This window comes from Saccharicrinis carchari, assembly GCF_900182605.1.
Classification (GTDB): Bacteria; Bacteroidota; Bacteroidia; order Bacteroidales; family Marinilabiliaceae; genus Saccharicrinis; species Saccharicrinis carchari.
This window is the reverse complement of record NZ_FXTB01000004.1, coordinates 390995-409987: the sequence shown is the minus strand read 5'-3', so window position 1 is coordinate 409987 and position 18993 is coordinate 390995. Positions and strand designations below refer to the sequence as shown.

Below are 18993 nucleotides of genomic sequence, written 5' to 3'. Positions count from 1 at the left end.
TCGCGCCCCTTGTGGTTGTTTTTTTAACCGCTATGTACACAAAGAAAGCACAATGTACACCATGTTTTTTTAGTGACCTTTAGCATTCATCGTGCTCTTTGTGGTTACCTTTTTAAACGGATTACATTTCTTTTAAAACAAGTCCTGAAATGGACTTCAGCACTACCATTTCATCTTCGATCACTTTGCCCGTAAGCAAATCCTTGTACTGTTTGCCTTTTGGCAGATGATATTTTAACATTTCGTTGCCGGCATTAAAAACCACAAGTAATTGCGCCTCTTGTGAGGTACGGGTGTAGGCCAGTAATTTCCCTTGGGCTTTTACAAACTCCAGTGTACCACTGGACAGCACCGGATTGTTGTTTCGTAACCTGGTCATCTGTTTATAATACTGATGCAATTCAGTATTAAAGCCTACCGGCACATATTGTTTCTCTACCTTAAAGATACTATGAATATTTTCCGGTTCAAAGTTATATTCGGGCCACCAAAGTGGTTTGCGACAATCTGGATCGTCAGCCCCCCACATACCCATTTCGTCGCCATTCCAAATATGTGGAGCACCTACAGAGGTAAACTGATGCAACAAATATAACTTTACCCTCTGGTAAGTTTCCTCATCGGGTTTGCCGGTAATGTAATCGGGGTTGTCACTGGGCTTGGCCTGATATTTATATTTGCCTTTGTTGGCAAATGAAGTCAGCAAACGGGGGGTGTCGTGGGTGGCTGCGGTATTCATCATCCCACGGGCCGTGGCATCGCCAATCCTGTCCCACTGAAAATTCAGGCTGTCCACCAGCTGGGCGGCATCAATCTCAAAATCAGTAAGGGCAAAAAAGTAACGTGCCGGGCGGTAAACCTGATAGAACATCACGGCATCAAACACATCGCCGCTCACATAGGGCACCGGGTTCATGAGTTTGTCGGGCCATTCTTCCCACCATATCTCGCCCACCAAATACGCTTCGGGATTTATCGACTTGACAAAGTGATGGTACTCGCGCCAAAAGCCCATGGGTATATGGTCGGCCACATCCAAACGGTAACCGTCCAAACCTTTCGATACATCGCCATCGGGCGCCAGCCATCGTTTGGTGACGGCAAACACATGCTCCTTTACCTGTGGATGCAGATTGCCTTCGAAAGGGTGTCCAGGCTTGTGCTCTGCGGGGGCATCTATTTTTGTAAGTGCCGGCAGACTTTGGATATCCAGCCAGCCCTCATAGTTAAATTCGTTTTGGGGGGTCGCGGGGTCATCAAAGGAGTTGATGATGTACCAATCTTTGAATTCAGATTTCTCCTGATTCTTCACGATATCTTTCCAGACCCAAAACTCTACGCCGGTATGGTTCCAGGAGTAATCCAATATTACCTTGATATCTCGTTTGTGCGCCTCTTCTATTACCTGCAAAAACATCTTATCGGCCGAAGTCCATTGCCAGGTTGAAGGATCGTCGGGTGTTTCTGAGGCTATGATAGTCATGTCGCCCTGCGGGTCGGGTCCAAAATTAACATCGATATGATGATAGTTACGGGCATCGTATTTATGCAGCGATGGCGCATCGTTTAATGGATTAAAGTAAATGGCTGTGATACCCAGGTCTTGCAGATAATCGAGTTTATCCAATACACCTTGTAAATCGCCACCGTAGCGGCGTAGCTGCAGGTTGCTGTAAAAATTCTGCACATTACGCTGTGCCCATTCCTCTTGTTCGTACCAATCCTGTGTCCAGGGTGTTATGGTCCAGTTATCGGGTGTAGGAATAAAGTTAGAGGCCGCATACATGGTTTCGGGGGTAGGATCGTTGGATGGGTCGCCGTTGTTAAAACGCTCCACAAATATCTGGTACCAGATAGCAGACTGTGCCCAGGCGGGGGGGGTGTTTGAAGTGTTGTTTACTGCTTGGTTTTGCGCAGGCTGCTGGCAAGCGCTTAGGGCAAGCAATAGTAGGATAGAAGTAAAAATATGGCGCATCACAAAAGTGTTTATGTTTTTTTATGGTTGAGGGTGAGTTTGTATCTTCAAAAAAAAGGCCGCCATTTGGGTGACGGCCTTTTATTGTCTGTTCAAAAAAAACGTTAGTTTTTAGTAAGGGTTCCTGCTTTGCCCATCGTATCAAGCGTAATGGTATAGTTACCCGCATCGCTAATGTCAATGTTACTGCCACCTTGCTCAAGAGCTCCCAGGTCGCCGCCAAAGTCAACATCCCAAGCATCGTTGGCTCTAAATTTAAATTGGCCTACAGTAAGGTCGAGAGTAACGGTAAATACCTTTTTCGTATCGTCCCAAGTCATATTGGTATCCTCGCCCCATTTACCTGGAGTAGCATCTCCAATAACGCCCCATCTGTTGGCCGTATAAGTGTAGGCATTGGGATTGCTTAGGTCGAGCGTTATATCGTAATCGGCCTCAACATCCACTTTTATATTATCGCCACCTGCACTCAAATAGGTCTCTTCCGGTTTTTTACCGTAGTTATAATCCCAGCTATGGTTGGCCCTAAACTTAAACTCCTTGGCAGTAAAGTGAACTGTGCCACGCCAAGTTTGCGAAGCCGGATCGTAGGTCAAAGGTGTTTCGTCGCTCCACTCTAATGGTGTCGCATCGCCAATAACACCCCATTGGGTAGCCACTGCGGTATAAGTCATTGGTGTTGCCGACATATCTACATTTATTTTGTAATAGCCAGCAGGCACATTAAAGTTTCCGGCTCCTGGGTCGTTACTCAATACCCCGGGCGTTCCGCTATCCCCATAGTTAAATCCGTCAACCCAATCTGGATTGGCTGTAAATTTCCAATCGTTATTGGCACCAGCCATGTACACGTAGCCTTCCAGATTAGTTGGGTTTGCATCGGTATTCATGATAAATGGAGAATTTGCAGGACTCCAATTTTGCCATTCTGTACCTGGGTAACTGGCAGCTACATAACCTCCAGGCACATACCATGTGGTAATGTCCGATTCGGTTGTAAATTCTACTGTTTCACCGTAGGCTGTTCCGTCAGCATTAGTGGCAAATGTTCTCACGTAGTATTTTTTACCTGTAGATAAACCGGTAATGTCAACGCTCATGGTATCTACCGTGTTTAATGGATCAACCATTTTAGTGTCGTCCACCGTAGGGTTATCCGTAGTAGCCATAACAAAACCGCGCTCCAAGAGATCTGTACCACCGTTTACAACAACTTTACCGTAGGCTCTGGCGGATGTTTTGGTGATTGAACCCACGCTGTCGGTAGAAAGCACGGGTACGCCGTTGGCGGTAGTAAAGGTAATCTCGTTACTATAACCAATACCAATTTTATTGATGGCATAGGCACGCGCGTAATACATCGTTGCTGGCAACAGGTTTTTTAAATTAGCGGTAAACTCGCCAATTCCTTCACCATTATTTGTGGTGTCGTTTTCTACTGTAGGTCCGCTTGTCGTGTTCCAGCAAACACCTCTGGTTATAACCTCATCTTTACCATCGTTTGTTACGTTGGCCGCTACTTGGGCAAAAATATTGGTAATGCCGGTTGCATCGCTCACCGTTAGCAAGGGCACATTGGCCAGGGTAGTAAAGGTGGCATCTTTGCCATAGGTGGTATTGCCTGCATTATCAATTACATAGGCACGATAATGGTAGGTTGTTAAATACTCCAGGCCATCGATAGTTACCCAATACACGGCCTTTTCAATTTTATCTGCAGCTTTTTTTGAGTCAGCAGTTGTTGGGTTCTCCGAAAGCCCCCATACCACACCATACTCAGTGTAACCATCTCCCTCGGCTACTACAAAACCACTTACTATGGCTGATGTGGAGGTGATGCCATCCTTTTTCCAGGTCACCATCTCGGCATCCAATTTCGGGAGGTCGTCTTTTTCGCAGCCCACTATACCTAGTACAAGAGCCACAAGAAATACACCTGTTATTTTTGAAAATATATTCTTCATAATGTTTTTATTTAAGGGTATCCTGCACTTTAAAGTGCAGGATACCGTAATGTATCATCAATCCGTGTTAGTTTTTAATGAATTTATAGGTGCCTGCACTGTCGCTTATGATGTTAAAAATAACCGTGTAGTTACCGGCTTCGTCAATTGGAATATCATTACCAGCACCACCTTGCTGTAGGTCGCCTTCCATGGCACCTTCTTCACCTTCTACAAGACCCATGTTCCATCCCCAGCCGTCGTTTCTTCTGAATTTAACGAATCCTGGAGCCAAATCAATTGTAATTTGCCATGTTTTAGTGGCTGGGTCATAATCCATTTTTGAATCTGGCGCATCCCATCCGTTTGGCGTGGCACTACCCACGAGACCTATGAAATAAGGGTCTATAGCAAATGTACCGTTGATAATATCGGCGGAGAGGTCGTACCAGCCGGCTTCTGCAACAGCTATAGCCGGGCCGTCCTGTGTTAATGAACCTGCGCTACCACCGTACACATGGCCAGTTTCTGGGTTTGTAAGGGTGAAAGAATCACCTGCCCCAAACTTAACAAAACCATTGTAACTGCCATCGCTTGCTGGCGAAACAACTTTCTGGATACCAGTGGCTCCTGTGATCATCACATCTAAACGGAGTAGACCAAAAACGGTAGCATCAGCGGTTTTGGTGTCGGATATGTATTCAAAATTCTCCACACCGGCACCGGCATCTGTTTCCAGCACTCCTCTGATTCGGAATTCGGCGGATGAAGTAGCGTCCTCAGGTAAAATATCTAAGAGCATGGAGTTGAGTTGGTTTACTGTTATGGTAATCTCATCACAACTAATGCCATTATAAAGAAGCACTGCATCTTCAAAGCCAGTACCTGCGGCAGCTGCCTCTAAAAAGTAGTTGGCCGAAGCAGTGAACCCTGCATCAATAGGGCTACACTTGAATACCAGTTCGTTGGCACCGTTGTCTCTGGCTAATGCCAGGTCGGGCATGGCTGTTATTGAGGGGGCAATTACATTTTCACGCATTACCAGCTGCTCTCCATCTTTTTCGCAACTCGCAAATAAGCCCAGCGCCCCAACAAATGCAATTAATATTTTTAAATAATTTTTCATTTTTAATAGTTTTAAATGATTAGTAACCATCATTTTGCGTAATATTAGGATTGGCCGATATTTCATCGCCAGGTATCGGGAATATGTTTCTATAGTTTTCTGTGGCAGCACCGTTAAAAGTTCCACCTTTCCAGCTCCACAGATACGAGCCTCCGGTAAACTTACCAAAGCGAACTAAATCGGTACGTCGTTGCCCCTCGTAATAGAACTCGCGGGCACGTTCGTCACTTAAAAAATCGTTGTTCAACTGTGCTTCAGTTATATTGCCGCTATTGTCGCCGTAAGCTCTGTGTCTTACTATATTAACATCTTTTACGGCCTCTCCGGCTTCTCCTAAGTTGTACAGCGCTTCGGCACGCATCAAATACGCATCGGCCAAACGGAACACCGGAAGGTCAGTACTCGCAAATGTGGTATTGTAATTTTCGGCCTGTGAGCCATCATGGTTCCTTGCCGTAAACTTGTATACGCCAACACCAAAGTCACCGTTAGAGTTAACCATGGGAATATCTATCATCCTTTTTTGGCGTAGTAAAACCCTCTTGTCAGGAGCTTGGGCAAAAATGGTATCATCGGCAGGTACGTTCACATTGCCATAGGTAGCCAGTGTGTCTACTAATATATTCATCAGTTGCTTACGGGCTCTGTTGCCGTTCCAGTTGGTATTGGATGTTAAACCATGGTATTTTTCGGCAGGGATATAGACTGCATCACTCGACGACTGGATAAGGAATGTTGTGCCTCCATTACCCTGTGTATTCGTACCGTCTTCGGCAAAAGCAAAAATCATTTCTTTGTTTCCGTTCTGACGGCCGTTGTCGGCACTAAAGTTACGTCTGTAATCCGCAGCCAGCTCATAAGCGCCGCTTTCTATTACTTTATCGGCATAAATCTTAACACTGTCCCATTTGGCTTCGCCGATATATACTTCGGCGTTCAGATATGTACGCGCCAAAAGCATCCAGCACGTTCCTTTATCGGCTTGCGGATAAGAATATCCTGGCTCGCCAAGGTCGCTCTCAATATCTTTAAGCTCATCTACAATAAACCTAAACAATTGCGCTCGTTGTATTTGCTGGGGAAAATATTTACCCACTCCGTCTGCTTCGGTGGTAAAGGGAGGATTTCCAAACAAATCCATTAACCAGTAGTACGATAATGCCCTCAAAAAACGGGCCTCAGCACGGTATCTGATAAAGTCAGGGTCACTTGTTCCTGCGGTATTGTTTAAAAAATCGTTACAGTAGGTCACACTCAAGCTCAAACGCTGATATGCAGCAGTTAAAAATGGGTTCTGCGCACTCCATGTCTGGGTGTTCAAATCGGCAATACCCACATCGCCCCACGCATTCATCACTTCGTCGGTGGTTATCTCCTGTAAGTTCCATAAGGCTCTCATCAAAACAAAGAAACCATCGTCGGAGGAAGTAATGTCGGCCTGACCGTCGCCTTGTCCTGAGATAATAAAACTGCTATAAAGCTTACCTAATGCCCGTTCCATATTGGCAGGGTCGTCGCCCAGGTTACCGGCCAACACCTTGTTGGGGTCGATGGGCTTCACATCTAAATCGTTCACGCACGATGTAAACATCAGTGTGGAGATTACGATTCCGAATAATATATTTAATTTGATTTTCATCGTCATCTGTTGTTAAATGATTAAAATGTTAAATTAACACCTAAAGTAAAGGTTCGGGGTCTTGGGTAGAAATTGTTATCGACCCCCCCATCTACCTCCGGATCGAGCCCTGAGTATTCGGTTACGGTAAATACGTTTTGTACGGTAAAGCTTACCCTTGCACTAACATCTTGCCCACCTACCTTATCAAAAAGATAGCCTGCGCTAATGTTATCCATCTTCAGGAAAGATGCATTCTCAACAAAGTGATCCGATGTAAACTGACGTTTCACAAAGTTAGTGCCACTTAGGTGGGTAGGCATGTTTTTCCAGTATCCAATTTGTTGCATCTGGTCGTACGATGATCCCGAAGCTACCTGATTTAATACATAATTGTCGATATTGGCACGTAATGAGGTGGACATATCGAATTGCTTGTAATTAAAACGGGCCGAGAAACCTAATATATAATCCGGGTTTGGATTGTGATATACATATTTATTGGCATTGTCGCCACCTATTTTACCACCTTTTCCGGCAATGTCCTCGTACAGTCCCTCTATTGGATTTCCGTTAATATCATAAATTTGTTTGTTAACAAAGAAAGAATTGGCGGGTTCTCCCACTCTGGTTACTTGTGTAACACCTGTCATACCGCTTCCTATAAGAACACCGATATAATCTGGGTCGTCATTTAACAACAACCTGGTGATTTCATTTTTGTTGTGGGTAAAGTTCAATCCAATATTCAACGACATGTCTTTTTTGGAGATGGGCACAAAATCCAGTGAAACTTCGACACCTTTATTTTCAAGGCTACCTACGTTGGTAAGTAAGGTGTTGGAGAAGTTGCTGCCACTGGGGATAACCACTCGGTTCAACAGATCTTTGGTTTCGCGCATGTAATAATCAACGGAACCGTTTACTCTTCCATTTAAAAACCCAAAGTCAATACCGATGTTCTGTGTTGTGGTTTCCTCCCATTTAATATCCGGGTCGTAAGCTTCAGGACGCAAGGTGGGGATGTAATTGCCATTAATAATATAATAGTATCCCTCGTTTGCCTTTGTATATTGAGCTTGATACGGATAGTTGCTGTCGGTTACATCCTGCTGGCCTGTGATACCCCAACCTAGTCTCAACTTAAGATTGGACAATACATCAACATCCCGTAAAAAGGCCTCTTCATGTATCTTCCATCCAAAAGCAGCCGACGGAAAGAAACCCCATCTGTTGTCCTCAGAAAAACGGGATGAGCCGTCGTAACGGAAAGTACCTGTTAGCAGATACCTGTTTTTAAGTGCATAGTTTAATCGGCCAAAAAACGAAACCAAATAATTTTCGGTCTTAAATTCCGTATCATTATCAACTTCTAAAGGATGATCGGGTAAACTTTCTATTGACCTTGTATAATTGCTGCCTTCGCGCTCAAAGTGTTGCCACGAGTAACCTGCCGTAGCATCCATCCTATGATTATCGTTAAATTCCTTGTTATAATTCAGATAAAAATCGAGCAGGTTATTTTTATTGGTGTCGCCGTAGTCGCTCAACTTACCATAGTCCCCGGGGACCAGGGTGGAGGGCGAAGTTATCGGTCGGTTGTTAATCCCGTCGCTTTCGGTATAATCAGTAGCCACATTTAAGGTAGCCATTAACTCCGGTAGCATGGGTAAAGAATAATCCAATTTTAAGCTACCTACAAATCTAATTACATCGGATGTGTTATCAACTGCCAAGGCTTGCTCAACAGGGTTTGGTGTACCCAGATTGGCACCATAGTTTTGCCATTGGTAATACCCACCAAAATCATCGGCACCTGGATCGTAAACAGGCTGAGTTGGATCCATTGATATGGCCGACCCGATTGCACCGTCGTCACCAAAGTTATGTTTGGTGCTCATTAGTTTGGCATTAACATTTACTTTTAAACTTTCGTTCAGTAGGGTTGGATTCAGGTTAACCGATCCGGTAAACCTTTGCATATCCGTGTTTTCCAATATACCTTCCTGATCGGTGTATCCCAATGAAACACGGTAAGGTAACATTTTATACGCGCCCGAAAGAGCTACGTTATGGTCGTGTGAGATAGCGTTGCGGAAAATTTCTTTTTGCCAGTCGGTATTGGCGGTTCCTAAGGTGTTATAGTTTACCGCACCAAACAGTCCTTCATGATCCAGCGCTATTTTGCGCATTTGATCACCCGAATAAACATCAATATAATCTGTAGGCGACGATATAGAAACATTACCACTGTAGGATATTTTTAGGTCGCTACCTTTTGCACCTTTTTTTGTGGTGATGAGGATAACTCCGTTAGAAGCCCTTGATCCATAGATAGCGGTTGCGGAGGCATCTTTGAGTACGGTAAAAGTCTCAATGTCGTTGGGGTTGATAAATGAAAGGGCATTGGCACTACCGCTCACGTTATTGGCCACACTCTCGATAGGCATACCGTCAACAATAATAAGAGGATCGTTGGAAGCATTCAATGATGATCCACCACGAACACGGATAGTTGAACCACTTCCGGGAGCACCGCCTGATGAAGTTATTACAACACCTGATGATTTACCCACTAAAAGATCCTGTGCCGAGGTAATATTACCTTTGTTAAAGTCCTTTGAGGATACGCTGACCACCGATCCGGTTTTATCTTCCTTCTTTTGAACTCCATAACCAATAACAACTACCTCTTCCATACCTATAATGTCAGGTTGTAATTGAATATTAATGGTTTGCTGGTCTCCAACAATAACCTCTTGTGTTGTAAAACCAATAAATGAATAGATAAGTACATCACCTTTGTTGGCGGTTAAAGTGTACCTGCCATCCGGTGTAGTTATAGTTCCGGATGTGGTTCCTTTTATGGCAACGGTAACGCCCGGTAGCGGGTCGCCAAAATCGGCATCGATCACCGTACCGGAAACAGTCATTTGCTGAGCCATGGCAACCGTTGTTATCATAAACAAACCTGCCAGTGCCAGCACGACTTTGCTGAAACGAAATGATTTAATCATAAAACTAAAGATTTAACATTAAAAAAACATGATTATTTTATTAAGATTTTAAAACAATGGAAGTAACTGCGTTCAGTTACTTAATAACTTAATCAACAAGAGTAAGCTCCTGTTTTTAAACATTTTATTTACTTTTTGGACAATACAAACATAGTACAAATATCTGTCGATATTAAACATTTATTAACATCGCGAGTTGCTTTTGTTACATTTTTTAACGCAAACGTTTGCGAAACCGTTTGCGAAACCGTTTGCGAAAAATAAGCATGTTGCACAACATGTTTTTGTTTGGCCGCTAAGCACATGAATTACCTGAATTTTTACTATTGCAGTTTTAAAAATTGGTGTAATTAGTGAAATTAGCAGTCGAAATGTTAAAGAGCTGTTAAGCAATACGGGCTTTATTCTCGCCGGATAGTGGGGATTGTTGAAGGCCTTATCAATATATGTTGAATAATGATTTGCTAATACGGCATTATTATGAACAATTATTGTATTTTTAACCAGACAACAGTAAATAATTTCAACACACAAATGGCAACACCTCCTATAACTATAAAAGATATTGCAAAAACATTAGGTATTTCTGCGTCTACCGTTTCCAGGGCATTAAAAGATCATCCCGATATTAGTCCCCGTACCAAACAGTTGGTGCAGAATTTTGCCAAAAAGGTACATTATCGACCCAATGCTTTAGCCTTAAACTTACGACGCAGTAAAACCAATACGATTGGTATCATATTGCCCGAATTGGTTCATCATTTTTTTTCTTCGGTGTTGGCCGGTATAGATAAGGTGGCCTACGCTGCCGGCTATAATGTAATGATTTGCCAATCGAACGAAGAATACGAACGCGAAGTAATCAATGCTCAAGCATTGATTGACAATCGGGTGGATGGGATATTAATATCATTGAGCAAAACAACCTACGATTTGGATCATATACAAAGTATCATAGACCAAGGGATTCCCGTTGTTTTTTTCGACCGGGCACCGGAAAGCATTGAAACCGATAAGGTGCTTATTGATGATTTTACCGGGGCAAAAATTGCCACACACCATTTAATGGCCATAGGATGTAAAAAAATTCTTCATCTGGCAGGGCCGCAAAATCTTTTGATAGGTCAAAAACGTTTGGAGGGATACAGGGATGCCTTGAAGGAAAATGGCATAGCCTTCGATCCTAATCTGGTAATAAAATGCGACACACAAGATGAAGTATATGCCAATGCCGGAAAAATACTACAAATTGCGAATCAAATAGACGGCATATTTACCGTTAACGACTCTACTGCCATTGCCGCTATGCAAATATTAATGAAAAACGGTTATGAAGTGCCCGATCAAATCTCCGTTATCGGTTTTGGTGACGGCCCCAATGCTACCATCGTGTACCCGGCTCTATCTACTGTTGAACAAAAAGGAAGTGAAATGGGCAAAGAAGCTGTTCAGCTCCTTATGAAACAAATGGAAGACGAAGGTGAAGTTCATATTCCACAAACAAAAGTCCTTACCCCGGTTTTAAGAATTAGGGAATCAACTACTAAGATGAGGGATTAGAGCCCCCTCCAAACTCCCCCGAATGGGGGAGGGATTGGAAAACCACTCTTTGAGCACTTTGGGCATGACGGGTAAAAGATGGCTTTGATTTACAGCGAAATGAGGTAAGTTATAGCCAGGTATATCTCGCAACGGGGTGGTTTTATGCTTTGCCGCCAAAAAATAAGCACTTAAAGGAGCTGTATTAATCCCCATCCCTGCAACTGCGTCGCAGTACTTCCCCTTCCAAAAAACTGGAAGGGGAAGAGTCGCCGTTGGTTGTAATAATGCTTTAAACTGTGAGCCTTGCCTTTTCCTGCAACCGTTTGCAAAACACCTTACAAAAAAACTTACAATTATTTTTAATTATTTTCACCTTCCATTTACGTTTAATGCAAACGGTTGCAATATACCAAAAGCCAATATTAGGCTGTCTTTTTTATGTTATTTCATGTTTTAAGTGTTTAGGTTATTGGTGTTTATATTGTATATTTGTAACAGATTTTAAATCATTGGACACGATTTACTACTTATCCATACATCATCCTTTAATAGGATATGTTTGATTAAAAGTTAATATAGAATAACTTAACCCGTTCCGGTTCCGGAACTTGTTACGCATTTTTTTACCTTGGGCAAAAAAAACGGTGGGTACAATATTAATGTACTAACCACTATTACAAGCGGCCACGCATATAGGCTGCACAGTAACCATGTAATTAACTTTTGCTTTATGAAGAAAATGCCCCGATTATCCTTTTGGCAAATATGGAACTTAAGTTTCGGTTTCCTGGGAGTACAATTTGGCTTTGCATTGCAAAACGCCAATGCCAGCAGAATTTTAACCAGTCTGGGTGCCGATCCCCACAACTTATCCTTTTTTTGGTTAGTAGCACCTATAATGGGACTGTTAGTACAACCTATAGTTGGAGCTGCCAGTGATAAAACCTGGACCCGCATTGGTCGTCGCTCACCCTACATATTGGGTGGCGCTATAGTTTCGATGATAGCCATGTTTTTTATGCCCAACGCCCCACTGGTATTTAAGGCCGGAGGGGTTGCTGCGCTGGCTTTTGGTGTAGTGATGTTGGCGCTCATGGATGGATCTTTTAATGTTACCTTTCAACCTTTTAGAGCCCTGGTGGCTGACATGACGCCGGATGAGCAACGCAATGTGGGCTATTCGGTACAGAGTTTTTTAATCAACTTTGGTGCTGTAATAGGTTCTGCATTACCCTTTGTTTTAACCGCTGGCGGTATATCCAATGTTGCCGATGCCGGAAAAGTGGCTCCCTCGGTCATTTGGTCCTTTTACATTGGTGGCGCATTATTGCTGCTTAGTGTGTTGGTTACGGTATTTAAAACAAAAGAATATCCACCCGCCGAATACGAAGCCTACAAAAACATCACAACAGAAGACAAGGAGAAAAAGGAGAATTTTTGGCAGTTGTTAAAAACTACGCCCAAGGTGATGCGCCAACTCTCGCTTGTTCAGCTCTTTTCGTGGTTTCCGCTTTTCTTGCTATGGGTGTATTCCACCACCGCCATATCGCAACATTACTTTGGCGTTCCCATAGATTATAATGCCAGCCAAAATACGGACCAGGCACTACGCGAGGCTTTTGACGAAGCCGGAAACTGGGTGGGTATATGCTTTGCGGCCTACAGTTTAGTTGCCGCCCTATATTCTATTGTACTACCCAAATTAATTTCATGGACCAGCCGCAAGTTAGTTTATGGCGGGTCTCTTTTGCTTGGAGGACTAAGCTTTATAAGCATCTTCTTTTTTAGCAACCAGTATTATTTGCTGATACCCATGATAGGTATCGGAATGGCTTGGGCGGCCATACTATCCATGCCGTATGCTATTTTATCGGGCGTTCTACCTCCCAAGAGAATGGGGATTTACATGGGCCTTTTTAACCTTACGGTGGTAGTGCCACAAATTTTGAGTGGCGTTATCGGCGGCCCCATATTGCGCACTTTTTTTGGTAACCAGGGGGTTTATATCCTGGTACTGGCAGGTGTCATCATGGTTTTGGGGGCACTTTCTGTTTCGTTTGTAAAGTCGGCAGAGGAATAAGTTAAAAAATGAATATAACCCAAATAGTAAAACGCCCCGAATAAAAGGTAAAATTCATGAACGCTGACTTTTTGGGGAGACGCATAATTATTAAATTTAAAAACATCAACATGACAAAAATAAAAGCCTGCATTTTCGATTTGGATGGGGTTATCGTGGATACCGCCAAATTTCATTACATAGCCTGGAAAGAGTTGGCCGACGAAATGGGCTTCGAGTTTACCGTGGAAGACAATGAACGCCTGAAGGGTGTAAGTCGGATGACCTCGTTGGATATACTGCTTTCGATAGGTAAAGTGAATAAGAGTGAGGATGAAAAGCTTGCCCTGGCTACCCGTAAAAACGAAAATTATTTGACCTACATCCTAAAAATGGGTCCTGAAGAAATACTCCCCGGCACAAAAGCATTTTTGGATACTTTAAAAGAAGAGGGCGTAAGGATAGCTCTGGGATCGGCCAGTAAAAATGCGATGACCATTTTGGAACGACTAAAGTTGACTAATTATTTTGAAGCTATTATCGACGGAACGAAAGTGAGCAAAGCGAAACCGGATCCTGAAGTGTTTTTAAAAGCAGCTGAAGCTCTGGGTGTTCAGCCGGATAATTGCGTGGTGTTCGAAGATGCCGAAGCAGGTGTAGAAGCAGCCCTTTCCGGAGGAATGAAATGCGTGGGCATAGGTAAAGCCGATGTATTGGGCAAAGCACATTTAATAATAGACGGATTGCACCAAATGAACATGCAAAAACTATACGCGTTAAACGAAAAATAAGCGTTTGCTTCTGGCAAACCAACAAAAATATGTAATTATGAAGAAGCAATTTTTATTTATTTTAATTGTTTTAATATCCTTCAGTGTTAAGGCGGAGGAAATTAAATCGCCAAACGGGAAATTCCTGTTAAATTTTGACGTAAAAGAAGGGGTACCCGTTTACCAACTCCAGCTCAACGGCAAAGTAGTTATTAAAGAAAGCAAGCTGGGTTTGGAGCTTAAAGATACGGAGTCTTTACTGGATGGATTTGAGCTGAGCAATACAGGTAAATCTACCTTTGACGAAACCTGGCAGCCAGTATGGGGCGAGGTAAAGGAAATTAGGAATCATTATAATGAAATGGTGGTTACCTTGAAGCAAAATGCTACCGAACGTACTATGCTTATCCGTTTTCGTTTGTTCAATGATGGACTGGGATTCCGTTATGAGTTCCCGGAGCAGGACAATCTGATTTATTTTGTGATAAAGGAAGAGAAAACACAATTTGCCATGACCGGCGATCATAAAGCTTTTTGGATACCCGGCGATTTTGACACCCAGGAATACTCTTACACGACCTCAAAACTATCTGAAATCAGAGGTTTGATGGATGAGGCTATTACGCCCAACGCTTCGCAAACACCATTTTCAGATACCGGGGTACAAACCTCCCTCATGATGAAAACAGACGATGGGCTGTTCATTAACCTGCACGAGGCGGCTTTAGTGGAGTATTCCTGTATGCACTTAGAGCTGGATGACGAAAACATGGTTTTTGAGTCGTACCTTACTCCCGATGCCCGCGGCGACAAAGGACACATGCAGGCGCCCTGCCATACCCCATGGCGTACCGTTATTGCAAGTGATGATGCAGCTGATATTTTGATGTCGCACATTACCCTTAACTTAAATGAGCCATGTGCTTATGAAAACACCTCGTGGATAAAGCCGGTAAAATACATTGGCGTTTGGTGGGAGATGATTACCGGAAAAAGCAGCTGGGCTTATGCCGATATACCCAGCGTAAAATTGGGCGAAACGGATTACTCCAAAGTAGAACCCAACGACACACATGCAGCCAACACGGCCCATGTTAAAATGCATATCGACTTTGCCGCAGAGCATGGTTTTGATGCCGTATTGGTAGAAGGTTGGAACGAAGGTTGGGAAGATTGGTTTGGCAAATCGAAGGATTACGTGTTCGACTTTGTTACGCCGTATCCCGATTTTGATTTGGAGCTGCTGCGCGACTATGCAAAAAGCAAAGGAGTACGCCTCATGATGCATCACGAAACATCCGGATCCGTGCGTAACTATGAGCGCCATTTGGACCAGGCTTATCAATTTATGGTAGATAATGGATATAATTCGGTAAAGAGCGGTTACGTGGGCGATATCATCCCCCGTGGCGAAACGCATTACGGCCAATGGATGGTGAACCATTATTTATATGCGGTAAAAAAAGCAGCCGATTATAAAATCATGGTCAATGCGCACGAAGCGGTACGCCCAACAGGCTTGAGCCGTACCTATCCCAACCTGATTGGTAACGAATCGGCTCGTGGCACCGAGTATGAATCCTTTGGCGGCAACAGCCCCGATCATACAACAATACTGCCATTTACCCGATTGATTGGCGGACCGATGGATTATACGCCCGGCATCTTCGAAACCGATATCAGCAAATACAATCCCGACAACACATCGTATGTGCGCAGTACCATTGCCCGTCAGTTGGCGCTATACGTTACCATGTACAGTCCATTGCAAATGGCGGCCGACTTGCCTGAGACTTATAATAAATACCTGGATGCTTTTCAGTTTATTAAAGATGTGCCTTTAGATTGGGACGACACCAAAGTTTTGGAAGCCGAACCGGGCGATTACATTACTTATGCGCGAAAAGAAAAGGGATCAGACAATTGGTTCGTTGGCCGTACTAACGATGAGGAGGCACGTACCTCAAGCATAAAACTGGATTTTCTTACACCGGGTAAAAAATATATTGCTACCATTTACAGCGATAAAAAAGAGGCCCATTACAAGGACAATCCTAAAGCTTATCAGATTAAGCAAAAAACGGTAAGCAGCAATACAAAACTGAAGCAATATTGTGCTCCGGGTGGAGGTTATGCCATTAGCATTATAGAGAAAAAATAAAAAATTGATATAACTATCATGATAAAGTAAAAGAAGATTAAAGATGAAGACTGAAAAATTTACTGGTGTAATCCATGGTTTTAGTCATCTTAATACTTGATACTTAAATCCTGATACTAAATTAAAAAATATGAAAAAATATTTGAGACCCGACGAATGGTGCGTAATAGAGGAAGGTTTTGATCCCGCCAACCACCGAGCTTCTGAAAGTATTTTTAGCATCGGAAACGGTAAAATGGGCCAACGGGCGAATTTTGAAGAGAAATATTCAGGATCTAGCTTGCAAGGGAGCTATGTGGCAGGTGTGTATTATCCCGACAAAACCAGGGTAGGCTGGTGGAAAAATGGTTATCCGGAGTACTTTGCTAAAGTGCTCAACTCACCCAACTGGATAGGTATTAACGTACATGTCGATGGCACCGAACTGGATTTAAACTACTGCGATGTGGAAAACTTTGTGCGTACCTTGAATATGAAAGAGGGTTACCTGCAAAGGGAATTTGATGCCACCCTGGACGGTAATAAAAAAATACACGTAAAAGCACAGCGCTTTGTAAGCATGGCCGACACCGAAAATGGCGCCATACGTTACGAAGTAACGCCAGTAAATTTTAGCGGAAAAATTAGTTTTACGCCTTATATCGATGGCGATATAGAGAATGAAGACAGCAATTACGACGAGAAGTTCTGGAATATTCTGGATGTTGATGCAAGTGAAGGAGCGGCCTATCTGGAGTCGCAAACAAAAAAATCAGATTTTCGCTGTGGCTTTGCCATGCGATACCAAGCCACGGTTAACGGTAAAGCGGTAACTACCAAGCCCGAGCTTATCCAATCGGCCAAATGGGTGGGCAACCGTATAGAGCTTGAAGTGAAAGAAGGTGAAAAGGCCTGTCTGGAAAAATTTGTGGGGGTTACCTCATCGCTCAACTATGCAACGGACGTGCTAAGGAGCAATGCGGTAGAACTGGCAACATGTGCGTACAAAAAAGGCTTTGACCAATTGTTTGCCGACCATAAACAAAAATGGGAAGATAAGTGGGTGCACAGCGACATAAAAATAAAAGGCGATGTAGAAGCGCAGCAGGGCATTCGCTTTAATATCTTCCATCTGAACCAAACTTATACAGGCGAAGACGAAAGGTTAAACGTTGGACCCAAAGGTTTTACCGGCGAAAAATACGGAGGTACAACTTACTGGGACACCGAGGCTTATTGTATCCCTTTCTTTTTAATGACTTCGCCTTCGCAGGTAACCCGCCAGCTGCTCATTTACCGATACAAGCATCTGCAAAAAGCGATCGAAAATGCAGCAAAGCTGGGATTTACAGATGGTGCGGCGCTATACCCCATGGTTACAGCCAATGGCGAGGAGTGCCACAACGAATGGGAAATTACCTTTATGGAGGTGCACCGTAACGGAGCCATGGCTTATGCCATTCATAACTATATTCGCCATACAGGTGATTATAAGTATCTCGAAGAATATGGGCTGGAAGTATTGGTGGCTATCTCCCGGTTCTGGAGTCAGCGCATTACTTTTTCAGAGGCAAAAAATCAGTTTGTGATGCTGGGCGTTACCGGACCTAATGAGTACGAAAACAATATCAACAACAACTGGTATACCAACAAGATAGCTGTTTGGTGTATGAAATATACAATGGAAGCACTCAACTATGTAAAGGACAGCCACCCTGCCCGTTACAAAGAGTTGGTTGCCAAGATGAACTTCAACTCCGGCGAGGAAACGCAACGTTGGAAAGATATCATGGGCAATATGCATTTCCCTTACAACCAGGAGTTGGATGTGATTATGCAGCAGGACGGTTTTATGGATAAAGAGCAACTTATGGCCGACGACCTGGATCCCGCTCAACGCCCCATAAACCAATACTGGTCATGGGATAGGATTTTGCGCTCCAATTTCATCAAACAGGCTGATACGCTTCAGGGCATTTATGCGTTTGAAGAGGAGTTCACTAACGAAGAAATTGAACGGAACTTTAATTTCTATGAGCCCCGCACGGTCCACGAGTCGTCGTTGTCGCCCTGTGTGCATTCTATCCTGGCCACTAAGATCGGGCGTATAGAAAAGGCGTACGAAATGTACCTGCGTACCTCGCGTTTGGATCTGGACGATTACAACGCCGAAGTACACGAGGGCTTGCACATTACCAGCATGGCCGGCACATGGATGTCGATAGTAGAAGGCTTCGGAGGAAAGAGAGCGTACGACCAGAAGCTCTACCTAAGCCCGGTTATACCGGAGCAATGGCAGGAATACGCTTTCCGCATAACCTTTAAGGGCAACGATTTGGAAGTAAGGGTTACTGCCAAGGAAGTGGAAATTATCTCTCATGCCAAAGAAACCATCGAATTATATTTATACGATGAGTTGGTAAGCGTGGAAGCTAATGAATCAAAGACGGTTTGGCGATAAGTTGATAACGGTATGGAATATATGGAACGGTTCTTTATTTGCAAGCTGCAAGTAAAGAACCGTTTCTTTTTTATTGGCATTGATGTATGGTTTTAATAGGCGATTATTACCTTTGATTAATTCATGTGGTAAAAATAATGAACCACAACGAACACAAAAGATACACAACAGCCACTAATAATCATGGTGGACTTAGTGCCTTTGTTGTGAACATGGTGGTGTAAATAGCAACCGTAAAGCACATAAGAGACAGGCACGGGACACTAGAATCATGGAGGGCATAGCAGCTTCATTATGAACATAATGGTTAAAATTACAAACAATATTGGACAAATTATACAT

Annotated in this window: 10 protein-coding genes; 5 read left to right on the top strand and 5 right to left on the bottom strand. The window is 43.4% G+C overall.

Going from position 1 to position 18993, the window contains the following annotated elements; genetic code table 11:
• Nucleotides 1-121 precede the first annotated feature (121 nt).
• From FN809_RS10340 to FN809_RS10320, 5 genes are all read right to left on the bottom strand, one after another.
• Nucleotides 122-1975 carry a glycoside hydrolase family 13 protein gene (locus FN809_RS10340; protein ID WP_142533437.1) on the bottom strand — a complete coding sequence of 618 codons (1854 nt, stop codon included), beginning with the start codon at nt 1973-1975 and terminating at the stop codon, nt 122-124.
• A 104-nt stretch (nt 1976-2079) separates the two neighbouring features.
• Nucleotides 2080-3939 (bottom strand): cadherin repeat domain-containing protein, encoded by a 1860-nt coding sequence (locus FN809_RS10335; protein WP_142533436.1) that lies wholly within the window; start codon nt 3937-3939, stop codon nt 2080-2082.
• A gap of 67 nt (nt 3940-4006) precedes the next feature.
• Nucleotides 4007-5044, bottom strand: a complete 1038-nt coding sequence (locus tag FN809_RS10330; protein WP_185957529.1) for a SusE domain-containing protein — start codon at nt 5042-5044, stop codon at nt 4007-4009.
• Between the two features lie 19 nt (nt 5045-5063).
• Nucleotides 5064-6683 (bottom strand): RagB/SusD family nutrient uptake outer membrane protein, encoded by a 1620-nt coding sequence (locus tag FN809_RS10325; protein WP_185957528.1) that lies wholly within the window; start codon nt 6681-6683, stop codon nt 5064-5066.
• A gap of 20 nt (nt 6684-6703) precedes the next feature.
• The gene (locus tag FN809_RS10320) at nt 6704-9679 is read right to left on the bottom strand and encodes a SusC/RagA family TonB-linked outer membrane protein (protein ID WP_142533433.1); all 2976 of its coding nucleotides are present in this window, start codon (nt 9677-9679) and stop codon (nt 6704-6706) included.
• Nucleotides 9680-10159: 480 nt separating this feature from the next.
• On the opposite strand from FN809_RS10320, the gene FN809_RS10315 reads away from it, so the two are divergent.
• From FN809_RS10315 to FN809_RS10295, 5 genes are all read left to right on the top strand, one after another.
• On the top strand, nt 10160-11239 hold the full coding sequence (locus FN809_RS10315) for a LacI family DNA-binding transcriptional regulator (protein ID WP_246095572.1): 1080 nt from the start codon (nt 10160-10162) through the stop codon (nt 11237-11239).
• Between the two features lie 712 nt (nt 11240-11951).
• Nucleotides 11952-13301, top strand: coding sequence for an MFS transporter (locus FN809_RS10310; protein ID WP_142533432.1), 1350 nt, complete (start codon nt 11952-11954; stop codon nt 13299-13301).
• Between the two features lie 110 nt (nt 13302-13411).
• Nucleotides 13412-14071, top strand: a complete 660-nt coding sequence (gene pgmB / locus FN809_RS10305; RefSeq protein WP_142533431.1) for a beta-phosphoglucomutase — start codon at nt 13412-13414, stop codon at nt 14069-14071.
• A gap of 37 nt (nt 14072-14108) precedes the next feature.
• Nucleotides 14109-16211, top strand: a complete 2103-nt coding sequence (locus FN809_RS10300) for a glycoside hydrolase family 97 protein (protein WP_142533430.1) — start codon at nt 14109-14111, stop codon at nt 16209-16211.
• Nucleotides 16212-16341: 130 nt separating this feature from the next.
• The gene (locus FN809_RS10295) at nt 16342-18651 is read left to right on the top strand and encodes a family 65 glycosyl hydrolase domain-containing protein (RefSeq protein ID WP_142533429.1); all 2310 of its coding nucleotides are present in this window, start codon (nt 16342-16344) and stop codon (nt 18649-18651) included.
• The last annotated feature ends 342 nt before the right edge of the window (nt 18652-18993 follow it).

Bases quoted from the DNA above. Each gene is read 5' to 3' on its own strand.
- FN809_RS10330 (WP_185957529.1), bottom strand. From the start codon at position 5,044: ATGAAAAATTATTTAAAAATATTAATTGCATTTGTTGGGGCGCTGGGC.
- FN809_RS10315 (WP_246095572.1), top strand. From the start codon at position 10,160: ATGAACAATTATTGTATTTTTAACCAGACAACAGTAAATAATTTCAAC.
- FN809_RS10325 (WP_185957528.1), bottom strand. From the start codon at position 6,683: ATGAAAATCAAATTAAATATATTATTCGGAATCGTAATCTCCACACTG.
- FN809_RS10320 (WP_142533433.1), bottom strand. From the start codon at position 9,679: ATGATTAAATCATTTCGTTTCAGCAAAGTCGTGCTGGCACTGGCAGGT.
- FN809_RS10310 (WP_142533432.1), top strand. From the start codon at position 11,952: ATGAAGAAAATGCCCCGATTATCCTTTTGGCAAATATGGAACTTAAGT.
- FN809_RS10335 (WP_142533436.1), bottom strand. From the start codon at position 3,939: ATGAAGAATATATTTTCAAAAATAACAGGTGTATTTCTTGTGGCTCTT.
- FN809_RS10340 (WP_142533437.1), bottom strand. From the start codon at position 1,975: ATGCGCCATATTTTTACTTCTATCCTACTATTGCTTGCCCTAAGCGCT.
- FN809_RS10295 (WP_142533429.1), top strand. From the start codon at position 16,342: ATGAAAAAATATTTGAGACCCGACGAATGGTGCGTAATAGAGGAAGGT.
- FN809_RS10300 (WP_142533430.1), top strand. From the start codon at position 14,109: ATGAAGAAGCAATTTTTATTTATTTTAATTGTTTTAATATCCTTCAGT.
- pgmB (WP_142533431.1), top strand. From the start codon at position 13,412: ATGACAAAAATAAAAGCCTGCATTTTCGATTTGGATGGGGTTATCGTG.